18 protein-coding genes and 3 pseudogenes are annotated in these 22035 nt (G+C 38.6%); 3 read left to right on the top strand and 18 right to left on the bottom strand.

The genetic code is table 11. From position 1 onward, the window contains the following. The 15 genes and pseudogenes from SAZ04_RS14790 to SAZ04_RS14720 all read right to left on the bottom strand — a co-directional run bounded on the left by SAZ04_RS14790 (position 1) and on the right by SAZ04_RS14720 (position 14923). Entirely contained in the window at positions 1-597 is a 597-nt protein-coding gene (locus tag SAZ04_RS14790; RefSeq protein WP_332696450.1) for a KpsF/GutQ family sugar-phosphate isomerase, read from the bottom strand. Between the two features lie 31 nt (positions 598-628). Continuing rightward, complete coding sequence (locus SAZ04_RS14785; protein ID WP_332696488.1) at positions 629-1156, bottom strand: transaldolase family protein; 528 nt, start codon at positions 1154-1156, stop codon at positions 629-631. A gap of 34 nt (positions 1157-1190) precedes the next feature. Beyond that, positions 1191-1301 (bottom strand): transaldolase family protein, encoded by a 111-nt coding sequence (locus tag SAZ04_RS14780; RefSeq protein WP_332696485.1) that lies wholly within the window; start codon positions 1299-1301, stop codon positions 1191-1193. An 11-nt stretch (positions 1302-1312) separates the two neighbouring features. Next, positions 1313-1882, bottom strand: a complete 570-nt coding sequence (gene hxlB, locus SAZ04_RS14775; protein WP_332696448.1) for a 6-phospho-3-hexuloisomerase — start codon at positions 1880-1882, stop codon at positions 1313-1315. Beyond that, positions 1882-2550 (bottom strand): annotated as a pseudogene (gene hxlA / locus SAZ04_RS14770) (3-hexulose-6-phosphate synthase). Before hxlA ends, hxlB (SAZ04_RS14775) begins: the two are co-directional and overlap by 1 nt. Before the next feature lie 114 nt (positions 2551-2664). Next, positions 2665-3378, bottom strand: a complete 714-nt coding sequence (rpe, locus tag SAZ04_RS14765; protein ID WP_332696446.1) for a ribulose-phosphate 3-epimerase — start codon at positions 3376-3378, stop codon at positions 2665-2667. A gap of 9 nt (positions 3379-3387) precedes the next feature. Beyond that, positions 3388-4344, bottom strand: coding sequence for a ribokinase (locus tag SAZ04_RS14760; protein WP_332696443.1), 957 nt, complete (start codon positions 4342-4344; stop codon positions 3388-3390). 30 nt (positions 4345-4374) lie between these two features. Then, positions 4375-5430 carry an ABC transporter permease gene (locus tag SAZ04_RS14755; RefSeq protein ID WP_332696440.1) on the bottom strand — a complete coding sequence of 352 codons (1056 nt, stop codon included), beginning with the start codon at positions 5428-5430 and terminating at the stop codon, positions 4375-4377. Position 5431: 1 nt separating this feature from the next. Further along, positions 5432-6466 (bottom strand): ABC transporter permease, encoded by a 1035-nt coding sequence (locus tag SAZ04_RS14750; RefSeq protein WP_332696438.1) that lies wholly within the window; start codon positions 6464-6466, stop codon positions 5432-5434. A 14-nt stretch (positions 6467-6480) separates the two neighbouring features. Next, positions 6481-7959 (bottom strand): sugar ABC transporter ATP-binding protein, encoded by a 1479-nt coding sequence (locus SAZ04_RS14745; protein ID WP_332696435.1) that lies wholly within the window; start codon positions 7957-7959, stop codon positions 6481-6483. Positions 7960-8377: 418 nt separating this feature from the next. Next, on the bottom strand, positions 8378-9487 hold the full coding sequence (locus tag SAZ04_RS14740) for an autoinducer 2 ABC transporter substrate-binding protein (protein ID WP_332696433.1): 1110 nt from the start codon (positions 9485-9487) through the stop codon (positions 8378-8380). 73 nt (positions 9488-9560) lie between these two features. Next, on the bottom strand, positions 9561-10118 hold the full coding sequence (hxlB, locus tag SAZ04_RS14735; RefSeq protein WP_332696430.1) for a 6-phospho-3-hexuloisomerase: 558 nt from the start codon (positions 10116-10118) through the stop codon (positions 9561-9563). A gap of 282 nt (positions 10119-10400) precedes the next feature. Continuing rightward, complete coding sequence (locus SAZ04_RS14730) at positions 10401-12050, bottom strand: response regulator transcription factor (protein ID WP_332696427.1); 1650 nt, start codon at positions 12048-12050, stop codon at positions 10401-10403. Continuing rightward, positions 12037-13797 (bottom strand): sensor histidine kinase, encoded by a 1761-nt coding sequence (locus tag SAZ04_RS14725; RefSeq protein ID WP_332696425.1) that lies wholly within the window; start codon positions 13795-13797, stop codon positions 12037-12039. Before SAZ04_RS14725 ends, SAZ04_RS14730 begins: the two co-directional genes overlap by 14 nt. Positions 13798-13879: 82 nt before the next feature. Next, positions 13880-14923: an autoinducer 2 ABC transporter substrate-binding protein gene (locus SAZ04_RS14720; RefSeq protein WP_332696422.1), complete on the bottom strand. Its 1044-nt coding sequence runs from the start codon at positions 14921-14923 to the stop codon at positions 13880-13882. A 197-nt stretch (positions 14924-15120) separates the two neighbouring features. Between SAZ04_RS14720 and SAZ04_RS14715 the strand changes: the two are divergent. From SAZ04_RS14715 to SAZ04_RS14705, 3 genes and pseudogenes are all read left to right on the top strand, one after another. Further along, positions 15121-16487, top strand: a pseudogene (locus SAZ04_RS14715) (transposase). Between the two features lie 1037 nt (positions 16488-17524). Next, entirely contained in the window at positions 17525-17743 is a 219-nt protein-coding gene (locus SAZ04_RS14710; protein ID WP_332696420.1) for a YuzF family protein, read from the top strand. A 12-nt stretch (positions 17744-17755) separates the two neighbouring features. Further along, positions 17756-18652: a manganese catalase family protein gene (locus tag SAZ04_RS14705; protein ID WP_332696418.1), complete on the top strand. Its 897-nt coding sequence runs from the start codon at positions 17756-17758 to the stop codon at positions 18650-18652. 63 nt (positions 18653-18715) lie between these two features. Here the strand turns inward: SAZ04_RS14705 and tnpA are convergent. The 3 genes and pseudogenes from tnpA to SAZ04_RS14690 all read right to left on the bottom strand — a co-directional run bounded on the left by tnpA (position 18716) and on the right by SAZ04_RS14690 (position 21889). Continuing rightward, positions 18716-19091, bottom strand: a pseudogene (gene tnpA / locus SAZ04_RS14700) (IS200/IS605 family transposase). Between the two features lie 500 nt (positions 19092-19591). Continuing rightward, positions 19592-20869, bottom strand: a complete 1278-nt coding sequence (locus tag SAZ04_RS14695) for a Glu/Leu/Phe/Val family dehydrogenase (RefSeq protein WP_431309014.1) — start codon at positions 20867-20869, stop codon at positions 19592-19594. A 63-nt stretch (positions 20870-20932) separates the two neighbouring features. Next, on the bottom strand, positions 20933-21889 hold the full coding sequence (locus tag SAZ04_RS14690) for a glutaminase (protein ID WP_431309015.1): 957 nt from the start codon (positions 21887-21889) through the stop codon (positions 20933-20935). Positions 21890-22035: the final 146 nt, after the last annotated feature.

Raw genomic sequence — 22035 nt, 5'->3', positions numbered from 1 at the left:
TTATTTAGTAAGTCTTTCTCCAACCTTGCCACCTGGATGGATCACAGCAAATTGTTCTTTCGTGAATCCCATGTCCCGCATGACAGCAATAGTAATCGCATCAAAAACAGCTATCGTTGATAAAATACTTGAGGTTGCCAACATATTAAAATCATCTGGTTCTTTACTAATCTTTAATTTAAGCAGGTATTCACATTCCTTAGCCATGTATGACTCTTCTGATTCCGTTACGGCAATAAGAGTAGCTCCCTTTGCCTTACAGCTTGGAATTACACCGTTAATCTCTTTTGTGGAGCCCCCTTTTGAAAATAAAATGACGACATCTTCTTTTTGTACAACGCCCAGTCCTCCATGGACCGCATCGGACGGGGTTAAAAATAAAGACGGACGCTCTACGCAATTTAGGGTGTGGGCAATCTTTCTGGCAGCTGCTGCAGATGTCCCGCATCCAGTGGTAACGATTTTACCTTTACAATCTCTAATTATATGAAATACCTTTTCTATCTGATCTTCACTCAAATTATCCCTTATTTCTAATATGGCTTCCGATTCTCTCGTGAGCGTTTGGTGCATGGAAGTGAAAATGTCCGAAAACATGACACAACACCTACCTTTCATTTTTTATATTTTATATATCGAGAACGGTTGTTTCCTTACCGTACACCTCTTCCCAATCCTTCCTGAATTTTTGTACAGCCGCTTCGATTGACGGCATTTCAGCCTCTTTTAATAGTTTTTGACTGACTGTTGCACACTGGGCACTGACTTCATACGTGTTCATCACTTGACCAATGTTTTTAAAACTGGCGGCCAAGATTTTTGTTTTCAGATTATTACCTTTAATTAATTTGGAAAGATGACTTATAACTAAGATTGGATCAATATTACTGTTCTCCATTCGGTTATAATATGGAGCGATATAATCAGCACCGGCCATCATTGCAAACGTACCTAGAGCCTTTGTATATATAGCAGTAGCGGTGACCTTAAAGTCCTCTTTTTTTAACGTTTGTATTGCCTTTAATCCCTCTTCATTAACAGGAATTTTTATATAGATGTCTTTTCCGAGTAACTCTGCAATTTCACTTGCTACTTCAACCATTTTTTCATGTTTGTCTGTAGTTACTTGTATATGCAAGGACTTTTTATAGCCGATCAGATTTTTGATTTCCTTGAAATGCCGAAATAAGTCAATTGGTCCTTCTTTCTTCCTTCAAAATACTCGGATTTGAGGTGACACCAGCAATGGGGAAAGCGGTTGAAAAATATTCGATTTCATTAATATTTGCGGTGTCTAACATTAACTCAGTAATCATTCTAAATTAGCGTGAAACTCCCATAATTGGTCCATCTGTATATCGTTTATTTCCACAATTATGATTGCTGTAATATCGCCGAATAGTAATAGTGACTGCTCAAATAGCGATGTCATCGGCTGTCGCGATTGTATTTCATCTGATTTATTTGCTTTACTTTTCACTGGTATTCTGACAAAAAGATCCGAATAATCCTTCATGCTACTGTCCGGATTACTCCCAATGTGGATAACTTTTGCGCCGATTACTTTTGCTTTCTCTGCAATCTTTAAAGGGATAAGAGTTTCTCCACTCCCCGAACCAACAATTAGTACATCCCTATCAGTCATAGCTGGCTCGGTTGTATCACCAACGATGAACGTTTTCAAGCCAAGATGGGCATATCTTTTACAAATCGCTTTTAAGGAAAGGAGTACTCTCCCGACACCTACAAAATAGATCTTATCTGCAGACTGGATCAGATTAATATATTGGAAAACATTATCAGGATTCACTGACTTTAACGCCTGTGAACATTCTTTAAATACCAGGTCGCTTTTTTCTAAATAGAGGTTTGTAAGGATCATCAAATTTCCTCCAAATCTATCCTATTAGTGCTTTTCACTTCATAGGAGTTCAATATATTTCTTATCATACGTGCGGTTTCCTTTTTGTTTTCCTGGCCGGTTATTCCGTTTCCGACGATGATAATTTCAGGCTTGTATTGCACGACCTTATTTACGGAGTTTGCATTTATACCTCCGGCAATGGCACAATGATCCGAACCCACTGCAGACTGAATTCTCGCTAATGATTCAAATGGGCTCTCTGTTTCCTGCACGTCAAAGGCAGTATGGACACAAATATAATGAACACCTAAATCAACTAATTGTTTCGCCCTTTCTTCTAGCTTTTCTACGCACATCATATCTGCCAATACTTTTTTAGAAGATGCATTAGCTGCCTTTACTGCGCCTTTAATCGTTTCATCATGTGTAACTCCCATTACACTGACAATGTCGGCACCGGCTTTAAATGCTATTTACGCTTCATATTCACCCGCATCCATAATCTTCGTATCTGCTAACACTATTTTTGCTGGAAATTTTTCCGAGAGTGTCCGGACAAGTTCCATTCCATAATCAAGGATCATTGGTGTTCCCACTTCGATGATGTCGATATACTCTCCAACCGTATATAAAATGTCTGTTGCTTCCTCAGTCGTACATGTATCTAATGCAATTTGTAATTTCATATGCACCATTCCCCTTATATTCTTCACCTCAAATGCATATATGGAAAAGTAATATGTTATTTAATGAATTTATTCTCTTCTACAATCTCCTGTATAAAAGCTTTTAGGAGACTTCTAAGCTTGAGAAGCCCCTATATTTTCGGTACTCCTGTTCCGGCGGTTTGAGATTATCTGTCTGAAAATCCTGCAATTTTCAAGAATTGAGTTTTCTTTGTAGAATATACTAGATGATCCGCCCACATAAATATCGGCGCCCCTTTCATTCATAAGTTTTGCATGTTCAAAACTCACGTTGCCGTCCACCTCTATTAGAATGTGACCGTACCCTTTCTCATCCAACATTTTGCGGAGTTTTGATATTTTTTCCAAAGTCGTCGTCACTAATTTCTGACCAGCAAAACCGGGGTTCACTGTCATGATTAAGATCATATCCAAATCAGGAAGAAGATCATCAAGCATACAAATTGGTGTCCCAGGGTTTAAGGCAATACCAGCCTTTGCTCCTAATTTTTTTATACTGTTTACAGCTCTATGAATATGACTTGTAGCTTCGTAATGAATGCAGATCATATCTTCCGGACTGCAATCTGACAGATAATGGAAACTATTTTCAGGCTCCGTTATCATCAAATGAATATCGAGCGGTAGTGTCGTAATTTTTCTAATAGATTTTATAAAGTCAAAGCTGAGGGTTATGTTTGGCACAAAGTGATTATCCATCACATCGATATGCAAATAGTCCACTCCTGCTCTCTCTAAGATTTTAATGTCCCGTTCAACATTCATCATATCTATACACATTAAAGATGGAGAAATTTTACCTATCATAGCAACCTCCTAATTTGCAGCAAGCTTATTATTCTTTTTATCTATTACCTTTAGGAATTCATCAACTTCCCTTAAAGTAGGAATAGAGGTCAAAGCACCTTTTCTCGATACACAGAGAGCAGCGGCTGCATTGGCATGTTTAACAGCTTCATCCAAGTCCATCCCCTGACATAATTTAAAAGCCAATACCGCATTAAACGTATCTCCTGCCCCTGTTGAATCAACTGTTTCTATTTTGTAGGCTGGATACATTCTTCCTTTAGTTCCGTCATAGATATACGCCCCCTGGCTTCCCATCTTGAGAATCACAAACTGTGGCTCAGCCTCAGAAAACAATCGTTTTGAAGCTTCAAGTGCCTTTTGTTCACTATCTACTGTTATCCCTGTTAAAGCTTTGGTTTCTGCTTCATTAGGTGAAATGATGTACATTCCCTTTAAGCTTTCTAGTGAAATTTTCATGGCAGGGCCAGCATCCAAGAAAACAGGAATCCCCTTCGCACTGGCAAATTCATACGTTTTATAAACTGTCTCTAATGGTATTTCCAGCTGCATGACTACCATGTCGTAATAATCTGAATTTATTGCTTTCTTCACATCTTCAGGACGTAAATTATTGTTAGCTCCTAACACAACATAAGAAACATATTTTCCAGACGGATCGACCATAATAGGTGCCAGTCCTGTCTGGGCTTCTTGATCGAAAACGATATGACTTGTATTCACACCTGCTTTTTCCAATTCTCTTGCAAGGATATAACCGTTATCGTCCTGCCCTACTCTGCCTACCATCGTTACATCTGCTCCTTGAAGTGCTGCAGCATAGGCCTGATTTGAGCCTTTCCCTCCAATCGAGTAAAGGTAACTCCTACACGCAACGGATTCACCATAATCAGGTATTTTAGGAACACCATAAATATTTACATCCATATTCATACTGCCAACAACTAGTATTTTAGGCTGTCTCATATATCCTCCTCCTGAACATTTTTGGGCACTCTATTGACTCATCCTTACTAACCGTTGCTGCTTTCTCTTGTCCAGTACAAAATTCACAATTAGAACAATGATCAGAGCGCTTCCCCAAATTAAGTCGCGGTAGAAGTTACTAATCTGCGGAAACATATTTAAATAAGATGAAATGAGCTGTACGATCAGTGTCGCTAAAAAGATGCCGTAGATTCTCCCTTTACCCCCATCCGGATTGATGCCTCCTAAAACAGCAATTAATATCGTCAGCATGACAAAACTTGAACCAAAGTCAGCTTTCGCAGAGTTAATCCTTGCTAAACTTAATATTCCAGCCATTCCAGCTAATGTTCCAGAAAGGATATATGCCTTCATAAGTATTTGGTTATTATTAACCCCAGCAAATCTGGAAGCTTTTATATTTGTACCTAATAAATACAACCTCATTCCAAACTTTGTCTTCCCAATAATGTACGCAATTGCAATCACCGCCAAAAGGTAAATGATAAACGACAACGGGAAAACTCCGAAAACATTGACCCGTCCGATTTGGGTAAATGCACTTGGAATACCGCTGACAATACTTCCTCCGGTAATGATAATGGAAATACCCATAAACAACTGCATCGTCCCTAACGTAGCAAGCATCGCCGGAATTCTTAGCCGTGAGATTAAAAACCCGTTAAACGCACCGCAACATACTCCTGTTATAATTCCTATTAAAATACCGATCCCTATGATAAAAAATTGTTCAGGACCTCCATCGACTGGTACAAAATTTCGTAAAAACAAACCGGTTGTTATAGCACTTAAATTTGCAATATAGACAACAGACAGGTCAATTCCCCCTGCAACCATCGCAATACCGACACCCAATGCCAGTAACCCATACTCTACTAATTGCCGTTCCATCGAAATGAAATTTCCTAATGTTAAAAAGCTTTGAGGTTTCGTAATACTGGCAATTGTAAAAATAATCATAAAGATAACTAACAGACGTAAAATATTGCCATCGATTTTAGTAAAGATATCCCGGTCAAAAACAACGCCTTTTTCAAGTTGGTCTTTTGTCACTACAATTTTCATCTTAAGCTACCCCCTTTTTCAGCAAGCTCTGTTTCGAAGATTTCACATTTTGAACTTGAATCACTGAGATTGCTGTACCTGCAATGATAATCGCTCCGATGATAAATCGCTGCCATGTAATTGGGGCACCAACTAAGATTAGACTGTTAGAAATGATCGTTATGAGTAATGTCCCTAAAATACATCCCGTTAAAGTCCCTACTCCGCCCATCAGACGTGTGCCGCCTAGAATAACCGCTGCAATAACGATCATTTCCATACCCGCAAATTCCGTCGGAAGGAAGAACATAGACTGAGCAGAATAACAAACACCTGCAATTGCCGCAATTCCGCCGTTTATAGTAAATACTCCAAACTGAATACGTTTGACATTAAATCCCGCTCTTTCTGCTGACGTTTCATCACCGCCGACAGCGTAAACACCCCGCCCAATCATTGTAAAATTCAGAACAAGGTAAGCAGCCAAGTAAATGCCTATAAAAATTAAGAACGTCATTGGCAGAGCTGAACCTAAACCAGTAACAGGGTTTACAACTGAAATCAATGAATTCCTTCCAAACTCCTGCATGACTGGAGGCAAATTCACCCGTCCTGCCTGAAAAACACCCAGCAGTATCCCACTGAATATAGATGTCGTTGCCAGTGTTACAATTAAACTTGGAAATTTATATTTTGCGATGATAAAGCCATTGACAGCACCCATTAATAATCCACAAACGATCGCAATCAAAAACACCACGATAATTGGGCCATTATAACCAGTGGCAAATACAAATTCCGTTGCTATATAACTGCTCAATGCTGCGATTAATGGAAAGGAAATATCAGGCCCTGTACTGATAAAGCCCAGATAAGCACAAAGGGCAAACATTCCAGGTACGATCATCGAACGTAAAATATCAACAATATTATTATTTGTGAAAAAGACTCCTGATTTAAATTGAATAAACAGACTTAACAAAATAATCGTTAATAATACGAAAAATTCCGGACGCATCAATGTCTTTTTTATGCTTTCCTTTGATACAGTAAACATTGTTCACACTCCTCTTAAATGTAGTTGGACAATAGGTCGACCGTTAATTCGTTCCCCTCTATCTCACCTGTAATTTCTCCACCTTGCATCAAAAGGGTTCTGTCACAAGTTTGAATAATTTCCTTGATATCATCGGAGACGATAATAATACCCATTCCATCCTTTGCCAGCTTACGAAGCAGTTTGTGAATGTCATGTTTTGCTCCAATGTCTACACCAACGGTTGGTCCGTTTAAAATTAAAACTTTTGGCTCAGCTGCCAGCCAGCGTGCTAACACGACCTTCTGCTGGTTACCGCCTGAAAGGGTTTGAACAGGAAATTCATCATCATTCGTGGCAACCCCAAGGTCCTTCACCCATTGTTTTGATTCTTCGTTTAATTTCCTTTCATTTATTAAACCGAGTTTATTTGAAATTTTCTCCAACCTTGTTACTTCAATGTTCCATTTAATCGATTGCGGTAAAAACAAACCTTCCGTTAACCGGTCTTCAGGAACTAACGCGATCCCTAACTCTTGTGCCCTGTCAGGGTTAGGAATTTCTACTTTTTTATTGTCTACTAAAATATCTCCTCCAAAGGGAGCCAAAAGCCCGAATAATGCCAAGGATAACTCCGTCCGACCTGAACCAAGCTGACCTGTGATGCCTAAAATTTCCCCTTGTCTTAATTGAAAACTGACATCTGAAAAACCGGGTGCGCAAAGATTCTTCGTTTCCAGTACCGCATCACCAAAATTGGTTTCTTTTGTGATCGCATCCTCATCAAAGTTACGACCGGTCATGTAATAAGCAAATTTGCTTTCATTCATTTCGCTTACCGGGCATGAAATGACGTTTTCTCCATTGCGGAAAATGGTGATATTATCACAAATCTCAAAAACTTCATCGAGCTTATGTGAGACAAAGAGGATCGTCACACCTTCTTCTTTCAATTTATTAATAATGTCAAATAGCCTTTTTACTTCCTTTTTCGTGAGGGCAGTAGTAGGTTCATCCATAATAATAAGTTTTGCATCGTCCAATAATGCCCTGGATATCGCTATTAACTGTTTGTCTGCAACTGGAAGTGTCTCCACTCTGGCATCTAAATCTACTTTGAAGTCAATCTTATTTACCGCTTCTTGTGCAATCCTGCGGAATTCCTTTCTATTAACGAATTTCTTTTTATTAGCCAGGACTTTATTAAAAGCTAAATTTTCTACCACCGTAAGATTAGGGAAGATGGAGAAATCCTGATAAATAACTTGAATTCCTGCCTTGATCGACTCGGCTGGAGTAATCGAATTATATTTGTGGCCGTTAATTTCAATATCACCTTCATCTGCTTTGTGAACGCCAGAAATCACTTTAATAATTGTGGACTTCCCACAGCCGTTTTCTCCAGCCAGGCAGTGAATTTCCCCTTTTTTAATGTGCAGGTTCACACCTTTTAGTGCACGCACACCTCCAAAAGATTTCTTAACACCTTTGACTGAAACAATATACTCTGACATCGTATCCCTCCTCCTAACTGTTTTTCCTTTAAACACCTTTTAGATTTTTTAATTTATCTTGTTCAAATTCTTTTCAGCACATAACCCTTGATCTAATCATTGAAGAACTACGATTCCGCCTTGTTATAAACGCTTCGGAGTTCGCACATGCCACTTCATCAATAATGAAGGAACAAATTGAATGTGATTCGCTATCCATCATCCAGGGGTAAACCTACCCTTGTTATAAAAACAGATCTGATTCTATTCTTTTAACAAGAGTACGAAACTCACGATTGTATTTAACAATGCATAACATGCCTTCATTAAAAAGAGCCTACTTATTCCAGGTTTGATATAAAGAAATACCGAATCATCATACTTGGATGATGAACGGTACTTCTTTATATATTAAGTTTCATAGATTCAGATCTATGGATTAGAAGTCAAAATCATCAATATTGTCAGCACTAATATCTAGTGGAGCATTCCCAATAATTGTTTTGTTCGCTCCTTCAAAAATCTGAACATTTTCATAGCCCGTTACTCCTAAATCCATACCTTCAGAAATTTCTTCGCCAGCCAAAATCTTAGCTGCTACCGTCACCATTGCATATCCTGCATCTTTAGGGTCCCATAGTAATAGTCGGTTAATTGTTCCACTATTGATATAAGGAGAAAATTCATTTGGAGTACCTACTCCCACAACCGCTACTTTATCTGCTAATCCTAATTCTTCTAGTGCATTTGCAATCCCTGGGCTGTCTGTTGAAGCGACACCTGTAAACCCTTTCAAATCAGGATGAACGTTTAGGATCTCCTTTGCTCTTTCATAGGAAGTACTAACACTTTCTTCTGATTCTGCACTAGGAACCTGACCGCCATTAATTAGCTCCATATTAGGATACGCTTCCAATTGACGGTCTTTCTGTGCACTCGCATATTCCATGTGGGTTGTACTAGTGGTATATCCAACCATCATCGCATATTTACCTTCCTCGCCCATTTCCCTTGCAAGAGCATCCATAATGGTGGAACCAAAGTCTTCCGATGTGAAGGCTTCCACATCATAAAGTGTATTTACCTGGTTTGATGCTTCATGAGTGACAACAACGATTCCTTGAGATAAAGCATTTTCTAACGATGCTTCAATGGCACCTGGATCAATTGGAACAACAGCTATAGCATCCACACCTTGAGCAATCAGGTCATCAATTACCTGTACTTGAGAAGCTGGGTCTGCATTGGCAGGCCCCCTTTGGATTACATTAATCCCCATCTCTTCTCCAAACTCATTAACGCCAATTTCCATTCGTTGGAACCAAGCTGCTGTATTATCTTTTGTTACAACACCAATCATCCATTCTGACTTATCTTTGTCTGACACGTAGTTGGCAGGATCGAACAAGTCAGAGACGTCACTGGAAACAGATGCATCATTTGATGAATTTTCATTTGTGTTTCCTTCTCCCCCTGTTGTTTCATCAGAACAAGCTGCGATCAAAAATGTAACGGCTAAAGCTAGTAAAACGAAAACAAATTTCTTCATAATTTACCCTCCTTGATAGTTTGTTATTTTAATTCAACTGTAATTTGGTTAAATTACAACTGCCCGTTAAGGCTTATTCTAAGTTCGCGTGTTTCGTAAACATTTCCGCCGCCGTCTTAGACAGCGCTTCCATAACTTCCATCACTAACGAATCCAAACAAATCAGCAAGGACTGCTCAAACAATGTTCCCATTGGCTGAATAGAAGTAATGGCACTCTCCTTATTCGACTTCGGAGTGGGAGAGGGTATTCTTAACGTAATGTCAGCGGCTTTCCCTAGTGTGGAATCTATAAAGCTAGTAACTGTAATAATCTTAAGCCCTATTTTCTTAGCTTTAGAAGAATAGGACTTTAAGCTTTCTGTTTCCCCAGATCCAGTACCCAATATCAGCAAGTCACCTTCTTTAGCATCCGGAGTGGCAGCGCTTCCAATCACATGTACATCAAGCCCCAGATGCATCAGCCTCATCGCGAACGCTTTCATCATAAAGCCGGAACGTCCTACTCCGGCTACGAAAATACCGTTAGCACCTACAATCGATTCAACAACTTGCTTACATTTTTCCTCTTCCACGTTTTCAAATACGGAAGAGAGTTCTGCAACTACAGTCCTTAACGTTGGTTTAATCATCTTCACCTACCTCCTATCCCAACGAAGCATCGCTGATACTTAGTACTATATAGGTATTTGTAAGACCATTGAAGGAGATAAAATTCAGGTTAGTGGGGGAATATTCGGCATTGAATCAATAGGAAAATTTAGTAAGTTATTACACGGAGTTCACAACGAGATGACGAGAGTAGCTGAAGTCTAAAGAACTTCTCCACTCAACTTAATAGGTAAGAGAAACAATAAAAAACGAGATTCACTATCAAAAGTGTCATCTCGTTTTCTTTATACAACTCTATCTACCTACTTAATTGAGGTTCGTTTAAAATAGGATTCCCGGTACTCGGAAGGGGAATATCCTTGCCATTTCTTAAATAACTTACTAAAGTACTTAGGATCATGGTAGCCTACTAAACTTGAAATATCATAAATCTTTATATCAGGCAATTCCAATAACTTCTTTGCCTTTTCAAGGCGCTTTTTTGTTACGTAATCCAGTACCGTGACTCCCGTCATTTTTTTAAAGTATTCGCAGAAATAAGTCGGGTTCATATAAACATGATCCGCTATCTTTTTAACCGTAATATTGTCTCCGAGATTCTCATGGATCCAATCTTTCGCCTGCTGTATCGAGTCCGGATGATCGTCTCTTAATAACTGGATTTTTTTCATTATGCTCATCAGCCAGTCTTTTGTTTTACCTTTCAGTTCAGAAAAACTGGATGCCCATTTCGTCATTTGTATCGCTTCCGTCAGCAGATAAGGATCTTCCCAATACCCGTCATTCTCCATCCATAAATTGACGATTTGAATAAACAAGTAATGTAACGCTTCCTCTACCAGCCTTGGAGACGATAAATGCTCCAGCTCGTCAAAAAAAGTCTGTAAAGCTTTAACTACTTTTTTCTCATCATACTTTTCAATTCCATGCAAAATCTGCTGAGTACGCATATAGATCACAGGAGTAGAACCTTTTGGCTTCAGGTCATGAGCCTCATTGATTAAATCATATTTAAAAAGCTTATTCCCGCCCTGAATCAGGCGGTACTGCAATAAAGATAGTAATTGATTTTTATAGCTCGGCAATTGTGTTAAGTCATGAAACACACTGCTCTCGGAAATGGAAGCGGTATGAATCGTAAAGCGGCGAATGTTATCTTTTACCTTCACAAGAAATTGTTCTGTTAAAGCGGAGAATTCATTCATCTCTAGTTTGTCCTGTTCAAACAATAAGACCCAAAAGTTATTTCTTCCGTTTCGCCACCACCATTTTCTTGTACCATAATTAATAAACTCATTCATCAGCATCTCTTCTAATATGTTTTCTACCGCAAAACTCCAAATCTCACATTCCTTCGACTCTTCCCCTTTTCTCCCAGGTACAGTCTGATCAATACTGATATATGAAAGTTTATACTTGCCTGTTGGAAATTCCTTAGTCCAATTAAGAAAGGAGACATCTTTATCATTAAGCCAGGTCATCTCACTTAACAGCTGAACCTGAGTGGCGTATGTCAGTTTTGATGCTCTTTCCTGAACCTCTTTTAGGCTTTGATGTTCTTCTCTCTTCGCTATTATTTTTTTTTTAACTTCTTGTAAATCCACAGCAAATTGTTCCCTATTTATAGGCTTTAAAATATAATTAATAGCCCCCTCGCGAATTGCAGTTTGCAAGTATTTGAAGTCATCAAATCCGCTGATGAAAAAGGCAAAAAAGAAATGGGATTTTCTTAACTCTTTAACTAAGGTTAAACCATCCATTTCTGGCATCTTTACATCCGTAATGAGAAGGTCCACTTTTATATGGCTATTGATTATCGCGTCATACGCTTCTTTCCCGTCTGAATAGGTGCCGACAATATCCCAGTCAACATCAAAAGATTTCACAAGGCGCTCAATCCCTCTGCGAATCCGCGGTTCATCATCAACAATAATTGTTTTAATTGCTACCATTTTCAGAAAACCCCCTACTGTTTATATACTTTGAAACTTCTGTCCCAGGAATTAATGAAGTCCGAATAACAACTTCTGTTCCCTTACCTTCCTCACTATTAATTTGAACACCGTACTCTTTTCCAAACATCGTTTCAACACGAGCGTGAACATTGCTGATCCCAAATCCTGAGTCACGCTCTCCGATTGGACCAGATTCCAATTCCAGCAGTTCATATATTTCCGTCAATTTGTTACGGTCAATTCCCGGCCCATCATCCCGGATGATAAACAAAACATCTTCTCCATTACCGGTAACTTCCTTTATCACATCGATATGGATCGTAAGTTTTCCTCGCTTTGTAAACCCGTATTTAATCGAGTTCTCAACAATAGGCTGCAAAATAAACTTTGGAGTATAGTAATCGTCACAATTTATAGTCTCATCTATATGAAAATCAAGCTGGTCTTCAAACCTGAACTTTTGGATACTTAAGTAATCACGAACATGCAATACTTCTTTTGAAATCTGAACGAGCTGATCTTTGTTGCTGAGTGAAAAACGAAGCATCCTCCCAAGAACGGTTACCATGTCAACGACGATATCGGAGTCACCTTCCTCTACCGCCATTCCGATTGTCTCTAACGTATTGTACATAAAATGGGGATTAATTTGAGACTGCAGTGCATAAAACTCCGCATTCTTTTGTCTCAGTTCATTTTGATAATTGATACGGATAAGTTCCCTTATTTTTGTAACCATGGAACGGAAGCTACGTGCAAGCAATCCAACTTCATCTTTGGAGTGAATTGGGATTTCAACCTGAAAATCACCTTGCTCCACATCTTTCATCAGCCGTCCTAACGTACTGATAGGTCTTGTAACCGTTAAAGCCAGATAAATGGAAATCAACGTTGTTACCAATACGAGAAGAATTAACAGGATTATAATGATATTAGTAACAACATCTGCCCGTTCCGTTAAAAATTTAGTCGGGATGCTGTGAACAAGTATCCAATCCATGTTTGTTGTTTCATCTAAACTGATTAATGTACTTACACCTGATTCATTTGAGTGAAAACTTCCATTCAGTATCGGATAATCATTAATTTCGTGATAGGTTGTTCCGATTTTTGACGAGTCGGTATGATACAGGATTCGGCCATTGCGATTCATAAGCCACATGTCCGCTTTATCTTCGTTATCCAGATTATAAAATACCCTTTCAATAAAGGCAGTCTCTACAGCAATATACAACGTACCTATAGTTCTCCGATTATCAAAATCGATAATATTTTTCTTTAATAGAAAAAAAGGGGGTTTCCCTTCAAAAACTAAATCACTTTGATAGGGAGGCAGCACCTGCATATCTCCCACAAAAAGAACTACTTCTTCATTATCAGTAAAACTGTTTTCTAAATAATGTCCTTCATATCTGAGACGGGAATTTTCAAACACTTGGTTATTTGAGGTCAGAAATACTCCTAATATTTCAGAGTTATTACTACTTAAAAATGTGCTTAAAAAGAAGTTTCTAACAATATAATGATCCCTATTCCCCTCTGAAAGACTTGTGGTTTCACCTTTCCTTAATATGGCTACTACACTTTCTGAGTTATAAATTAAATCTGGCAAAGTGGCCAGTTCCTTAAATTTGTTTTCAATATTTTCATTCGATTGCTTCAATAATTTTGGGATGTATTCTCCTAATTGCTCCTCAATCGACTTCGTGTATTGGGAATAGGCAATGGAACCTAAAATGGCCATTGGGATGACTGTCAGCAGAATATACGTGATTATGAGTTTAGTAGACAGCCGGAAGTTTACAAATTTAAGCTTTTTAATCCTCTTAAAAATCATATTGATCTACGTTTTCCTTCGTAAAATCAAGTGGTAATCCCATAATTACTGTATCCCCAATCACTCGTATATTTCCGTTCTTCGGAATGTTTTGGCCATCGTAAGGTAACGTTCCGTCTAACAGATCCTTTGCTAGACTGACAGTCAAGTAACCCAGCTTTTGCGGGCTCCATAATGTATTTACATGAACGGTATCATCTTTTACATATTCCCTGATTAAGTTTGGGGTTGTTGTTCCAATTAAAACAATGTCCCCTTCTTTATTTCGAAACTTTAAGGCTTCCGCAACCGCCGGAGGATTAATTGTTGATATTGCAATAATTCCTGTTAAGTTCGGGTACTCTTCTATCACCTGCAATGCAGTTGTATAAGCTTTATGATGATCCTCATCCGTTGGAATAATATCCAACAGCTTTAAGTTTGGATAATATTCTTCATTTTGAACACGAATCCACTCAATCCAATCATTTAAATTTGCAGAAGAGGCGGATCCTGTTAAAATGATATAATTTCCTATCTCTTCTGTCCGTAAAGCCAGGGAATCCATTAAATGGCGCCCTAAAATTTCTGGATCAAGCATATTGATATAAAACTCTCTAAATTCAGGATCCGTGTCGGAATCCCAAGTTATAACTTTTATTCCCTGATCTCTTGCTTTTTGTAAGGCAGAGCCTAATTTACTGGGATCATTAGCAGCAATGGCAAGAACATCAACATCCTTTGCTATCATTTCTTCTATTACATCTTTCTGCGATTCCCATGTTGCATCACTAGGTCCCCTGAAGATCACTTCCACTCCTAAATCTTCCCCTGCTTCGATTACTCCCTCTTCAACAGCATAAAAGTATGATATCCCACGAATTTTCGAGACGATTCCTATTTTATACTTATCGAGATTTTCTATATTTTCCTGTTCTTCCGCCTGTTTCAATGTTTCACCGTTAAAGATAACTTCATATTGCGCCTTCGTACCGCAACCGCTTACAACAATTGCGAATGTGAAAAATAAAGTGACTGCTATCCCCCTGAACATAAGCACCTCCGTTGGTTATATCCATAATCTCTCACTGTCCTCTACAACTGAATATTTTTACGTATCTCATTGAATGAATTTCATAAATCTGATCCTAAGTGGCCCAACGGTTTTAAAGCATGAAAAAAGGAGTACCTCCCCAAAGGTCGAATTTAGTAAGTAACTAGCAAACTAACTCGAATGGGAGGAAGCCCCTTATGTCTATTGTACGACAAGAGAGCCTTTTTAGCATGCAAATTTTATTTGATTTAGAACCTACCCAACGCTATGATGAGATTTTTTCAGCAGTTGATATCAATCCTATCCTTACTGTCGTAGCGAAAAAATCCAATTCAGGTAGACCTGTGGAGTTGAACTACCCTGCAATGGTTCAAGCACTGGTAGTTAGGAATGTAGAGAGAATACCTGAAATACAACTCCTAGTAGAACGATTAAATACAGATCTTAAGTTCAAAGTTGATTGCGGATTTTTAGTCTCGGATTCCGTTCCTTCTGAAGCTTCTTTCTCAAGAATGATTACAAAGATTAAAGATAATACAAATGTCCTTGAAGTGATTAAATCTCAAATTATTCTTGATGCGATCAATGAAAAGTACTTTCGTGATACAAATATTGCCCTCGACTCTGGCCATTTTGAAGCGAGAGATCAAGCACCTTCGAAAAAAGAAGTTGAAGAAAAAGCAATGCCAAAGCAACGTGGCCGCAAATCAAAAGCTGAACGTGAACAATGGTTAAAAGACAAAGAAGCAAAGGAAGCCTCGTTGCCAATATTTGAAAAGAAAATTGAAGATCAGTTAGACGTTTCCAATGATGAACTTCATGGTCAAATGCCTCTTGAACCTAAATGGGGTGTAAAGAAAAATAGTGAAGGGAGAAACGTATTTTGGTTTGGTTATAAAGGACATGTGGCTGTCGAAACCAATACACAATTTATTCTTCACTCAATGATGTCTTCGGGAAGCCTGAACGATGGAAAGGCAGCTATCCCACTATTAAAAGGAGTAGAGAAGTACTTTCCGACCTTTCACTTGAACACGGCTATCATGGATGCAGGCTATGATTATGACACCATTTACGAACAGGTCCATCGCATGAAGGGGTATTCTCTTATCGCTTACAACAAAAAGAACGAAGCAGTCCCCCTTGGTTTTGACGAAAATTTCGCTCCGACTTGCGTAAGAGAGCATTCCTATCGATATGATAGTTTTGATAAAAAGTATCAAACCTTAAAGTATACCCATCCTAAAGAGTGTGCAGATTGCCCATTAGCTAAGGATTCACTATGCCAAAAAGTCTACAAGATAAGGATAGCAACCGATTTGCGACGGTATAGTGCACCGGCACGTGGCTCAATCGCTTGGAAAGAACGCTTCAAGGAACGTAGCTCAGTTGAACGAGTCATTGGATATTAAAAGAATTTTTCCAGTTAAATAATGTTAGATACCGAACTGGAAAACGGGCAAAAATTCATTTTGATCTAGTGACTCTTGTTTACAATGGTATGAAATTAGCAAGCATGAGACTTGCGAGAAAACGATCTACAGTCAATTTAGTAGCAGCTTAATTTTTTAAAAAAACAACATTACTTTCACTCTGGAAGTGTCAGCTTTTTTTTAAAATCGAATTATGAAATTGGTTCCATTATATAATAAATTTTAATAAATATTTAGAATATTTCATAAAAAAGTACTAATCATTTAGTATCACATTCAATCTGTTTTATAAGAACGGTTCTTTAAGGGGACAATCAAAAGTTTTGCGAAAAAGGCACAACTAGCGGATTTCAACTGCTCGTTGTGCCTTTGTCTATCAATATTCATCACTTCTGAATGTTAAAAAGCAGTGCCCTCTAAGCAACGTGTGGAGCCATTACCACTTCCACGAAGACCCTTAAAGGACTTTTTCAGTGGCCTCAGTGTTTTCTTCTTTTTTGTTAAATCACAAAATGTGGTGATGAATCATAATTTTGCAGTTTTGAATTAATTAGGGTTACAATCTCAGACTCTGTAATAACTTTAATGTCATTTATAGTTCTCTTATCCGTTCCAGCTGTCTTTGAGCCTGTGTTACTCTTAATTGTTTGATAAGCTAGCAGAATATTTTCTCTTGATACGATTAAATCATATAGGTTTTGGAAAGTAGTGCTTTTCCTCGATTCATCATACAATTGGGTGAACGTATCAGTGAGATTATAATATTCCCATGTTCGTAAAGTCGTCTACACTGTGGCAACCTCCATCATCAAGGTTGTTCCCACATTCTTACCCAACGATGCAGTTCATTGTTGAAAAATTGATTGTTTCATAGATTAGACTTAGGGCTATTCCTCCATTGCCATTACAGAAATTTCATCAGTCATGCCCTTACTCTCACAAGGATAAATTCATTTCAGTTTTCACCTTATAACAACCACTAGGTTGATAGCCTGAACAGTGTCCCTTGCTTTCCTAGTTCCGTTATTTTTAGCTGTGCATCAATCTTTAGGTGTTTCCTTTGAGCCTGTGAGCTAGATACCCTCGTTGTTAGATAGTATGTATAACTAACATATTAGACTCATATATATTTAAATGTTTAAGTTACCAGCAAAGGAGAGAAGTCAGCATGAATCAACAAACACCATCTTTTGTGAGTCAGATTGATCCGTACGTATATCAGACACTTCAAGAAATTACTGGGACTATGGTAGTCATTCAAACAACGCGCGGGACAGTTTCTGGAAGGCTTAAAACAGTTATGCCTGATCATATTGTGGTCGAATCAGGTGGATCTCCTTTCTTTATTCGCACTCAACAAATTGTTTGGGTTATTCCAAAAGGATAAGGGGGCAATGCAATGTTTAAGCGTGAAAACCGGTTGTTAATTGACCTGCCAATTCCAGAGCATGGAGATCCGAACGCAGCAGCAGCCGTTCAGGAGCTTTTAGGTGGAAAGTTTGGAGAAATGTCGACGTTAAATAATTATATGTTCCAATCCTTTAACTTCCGCCAAAAGGATAAGCTCAAGCCATTTTATGACCTTGTCGCTAGTATTACTGCTGAGGAATTCGGACACGTTGAGCTTGTTTCCAATACAATCAATCTTTTATCAAGAGGAAATACCTTTTACACTGGAGACCCAGACGTTACGCCTTTACGTGAGGGGAAGGATAGTCGAAATACTTACCATTTTATCGCCACTGCTCAAACTGCTTTAGCTGGGGATTCCATGGGACGCGCCTGGACCGGAGACAATGTTTTTAATAGCGGAAACTTAGTGTTGGATTTACTTCATAACTTCTTCTTAGAGGTGGGAGCCCGCACACATAAAATGAGAGTGTACGAAATGACGGAGCATGAGACCGCTCGCGAAATGATCGGGTATTTATTAGTTCGTGGTGGAACGCATGTGTTGGCCTATGCTAAAGCATTAGAGATTGCCACAGGTGTTGATGTAAAGAAAATGATCCCGATACCAGATTTATCGAATACAAAGTTCGACCATGCACGAAAGTTTGAAGATCAGGGATTAGCAAACGTTTTATATACATGGAATGATGTCGGAGATTATGCTGATATTAAACAAATATGGAAGGGGAATAATCCAGAAAACGGTGACCGACTCATAGTTAAAGAGGGAGCACCAAAAGGAGCACCAATTCCAAACTTAGATGATCTTCCTGAGCAATTTGCTCCTGGAATTGATCGAGATGATTATGCAAGAATTATGAAACGATTGATGGAAAACCTCTGAAGACTAAACTCATTCTTCAATCGTGAATATGTCGTTCTTTTCTTCATTGAATTGGTTCGCAATTTAATTTCTTATTGTTTCTTCATCTACTGTTCCTACTGTGGCACAAAAATAGCCCCTTTCCCATAAGTGCTGGCCCCAATATTTTTTTCAATTCGGGAAATTGATACTGGAGAAGCCTTGATGATCTCCCTTTTAGGTACTGCATGATTTTACTTGGAGCCAGACTCGGTGGACATGATAACAATAAGTGGATGTGGTCTTTTCCAACACTTCCTTGCAAGATTGTGATGCCTCTTGCTTCGCATCCTTGCCTGATTAATTCTCGCGTTCTTACGGCAATCGGACCACGTAACACCTTATATCTATATTTTGTGACCCAGATTACATGAAACTTGATGTCAAAAACTGCATGACTATTCTTCTTATATCCGTCCATACGTTCACCTCATACCTTACGTATGGACATCGAAGGATAAGGCTAAAAGCGTATACCGTCTAAAGACGGTGGAGTTAGACCACGCGTTTGGAAATTAAATCGTCGAAATGCTCCCTTCCCTCTAATGGCATTAAGTAATATGTCTTGTTTTTTTTGATCAGAAAGGCTATAACAAAACCTTTCCATCATGTCATACTCATGAATATCAAAGCTAGTAGGGAGTGAGGCATATTTATCAAAACTTTCAACTATGTCATACGCTAACTTCACTTCATCTTGTTGCCATTCAGGTAAATGATCAAATTCCTCTTCATCTTCCGCAATCCATAATGACGCACTTTAAAAAAAGTTCCTGTCCCCCAGTACGTTAACGTACCGGGGGGACAGGAACCCGTATTTATTTTTAATTATTTGAAAAGCCGATGTCCTTCGGAAACAGGATATCGGCTTTTTTGATGTGAAAAAATGCTTATGTACAAAATCTTAGCTATGCACGTCTTCTAAACCCACCCTCTAAAACGAGAGGCTTCTGCCATTCGTTGAACCCCCACCATATAAGCGGCTAGACGCATGTCAACTTGATGTCTTTGTGATATTTGAAATATTTTTTCAAATGATTGCTTCATAATCGTGCGTAATTTTTTATCAACCTCTTCTTCATCCCAATAATACCCTTGATTATTTTGAACCCATTCAAAATAGGAAACCGTGACACCACCTGAGCTGGCTAATACATCTGGCACTAAAAATTTGCCACGATCTGTTAATATTTTAGTAGCTTCTAATGTTGTTGGTCCGTTTGCAGCTTCTACGATAATCTCCGCCTTAATCTCATGAGCATTGTCCACCGTAATTTGATTGGATATCGCAGCCGGTACAAGAATATCACAATCAGACTTCAACAGCTCTTCATTGCTTATCGTTTGCTTAAATAGATTGGTCACCGTGCCAAAGCTATCCCTCTTACTTAACAAATAATCAATATCAAGGCCATCCGGATTATAAAGAGCTCCATAAGCATCGGATATTCCGACTACCTTCGCTCCAGTATCATGCATGAAAGCAGCTAGGAAGCTCCCTGCATTTCCAAATCCTTGTATAATCACTCGTGCGCCTTGTAATTTAAGACCCTTTTTCTTTACAGCCTCTTCTATACAAATGGTTACACCCCTTGCTGTAGCACTTTCTCTTCCATGTGAACCACCAAGGACAAGTGGCTTTCCTGTAATAAAACCTGGTGAATCAAATTCTCGAATACGGCTATATTCATCCATCATCCAAGCCATAATTTGTGAATTTGTAAATACATCCGGTGCCGGAATGTCTTTTGTTGGGCCTACAATTTGACTAATGGCTCGTACATATCCCCGACTTAACCTTTCTAATTCTCTAAAAGACATGCTTCGCGGATCACATACAATCCCACCCTTCCCCCCACCATACGGAAGATCAACAATTCCACATTTTAAACTCATCCAGATCGATAACGCTTTCACCTCTTCTTCACTTACTTCAGGATGAAATCGTATTCCTCCTTTTGTTGGTCCTATAGCATCATTATGTTGTGCACGATAACCAGTAAATATCTTTACTTCTCCGTCATCCATACGAACGGGAATACGTACTGTAAGCATTCTGATTGGTTCTTTTAGCAGCTCGAACATTTCATCTTTATAACCTAATTTATGTAACGCTTCTTGTATGACCCTTTGTGTAGACTGGAACAGACTTAATACATTCTTTTTTTCTTCCTTTTTGATTTCCTTTGTAGTGATCATCTTCTAAACCACCCTTATTCTTTTTTTAATACTCATATAGTTCTTAAATGTCTGATCCAATTGTTAAAAAATACTAAAATCCCATTCATCTGCAAGATTTTTCAAAAGCTCAACTCCTGCTATGCTATTTCCAAACTCATCTATCGCTGGTCCATAAATGCCTATGCCACACCCCATTTGAAAAGGGATCTTTTGCTCATATCTTGCTGGAACTGAAGCGATAATCCCCCCTGACACTCCACTTTTTGCTGGGACCCCAACAAAAGCTGCAAATTTCCCTGAGGCATTATACATCCCACAAGTCATCATTAAACCTTTTATCAACTTTGCTACCTCCTTAGGAAAGACTTGCTTTTGTTGAATCGGGTCGAATCCATTTTGAGATAAAATTAAACCCATTCGAGCAATATCTTTGGCATTTACTTCGATGGAACATTGTTTTAAATAAACTTCTAACGCATCTTCGACCTCCGATTCCAAGAAACCGCTTTCTTTTAAATAGTAAGCTAATGCTCTATTTCGATTGGCCGTTTTCCATTCTGACTGAAAGACTCTTTCGTTAAAAGTTGGTCGTCTCCCAATCATTTTTTCAAGCAATTCATATACCGAATTTAACTTTTGCTCAGGTGATTCCCCATTAAGGAGAGAAGTTATTGTAATAGCACCTGCATTAATCATTGGGTTAAATGGTCTCCCCGGTTTATTCATTTCCAACCGGACAATCGAATTAAATGCATCCCCTGTTGGTTCAACATCAACACGTTCTAGTACATAAGAAATTCCACGGTCTAAACATGCAGCAATAAAACTAATGACTTTTGAAATACTTTGTAGAGTAAAAGGAACATCCCATTCGCCTGATTTGATCTCGACACCTTCTGGGGTAATGATGCAAACCCCTAAATCCAAGAGATTTGACTCCCCTAAAGCAGGAATGTACTCTGCACAACGACCTTTCCTACCAAGTGGACGGCACTGTTTTACCCAGCGATCGAGATTTTCTTCCTCAATGAAATTCATACTTATCCTTTTTCCCTGTAATGATTGCATTCGCCTTCCCTCCATTGTAACCGCTTCCATTATTAAGCTGTCAACTTTCATATTTAGATTAAAATCTAAACTACGAAAAAGAACAAAACACTACAAATCGATTAAAAAAATTTTTT

Source organism: Halalkalibacter lacteus (assembly GCF_036663595.1).
GTDB classification, from domain to species: domain Bacteria; phylum Bacillota; class Bacilli; order Bacillales; family Bacillaceae_D; genus Halalkalibacter; species Halalkalibacter lacteus.
The sequence above is the reverse complement of the archived record's forward strand: the minus strand, read 5'-3'. Positions and strand labels throughout refer to the sequence as shown.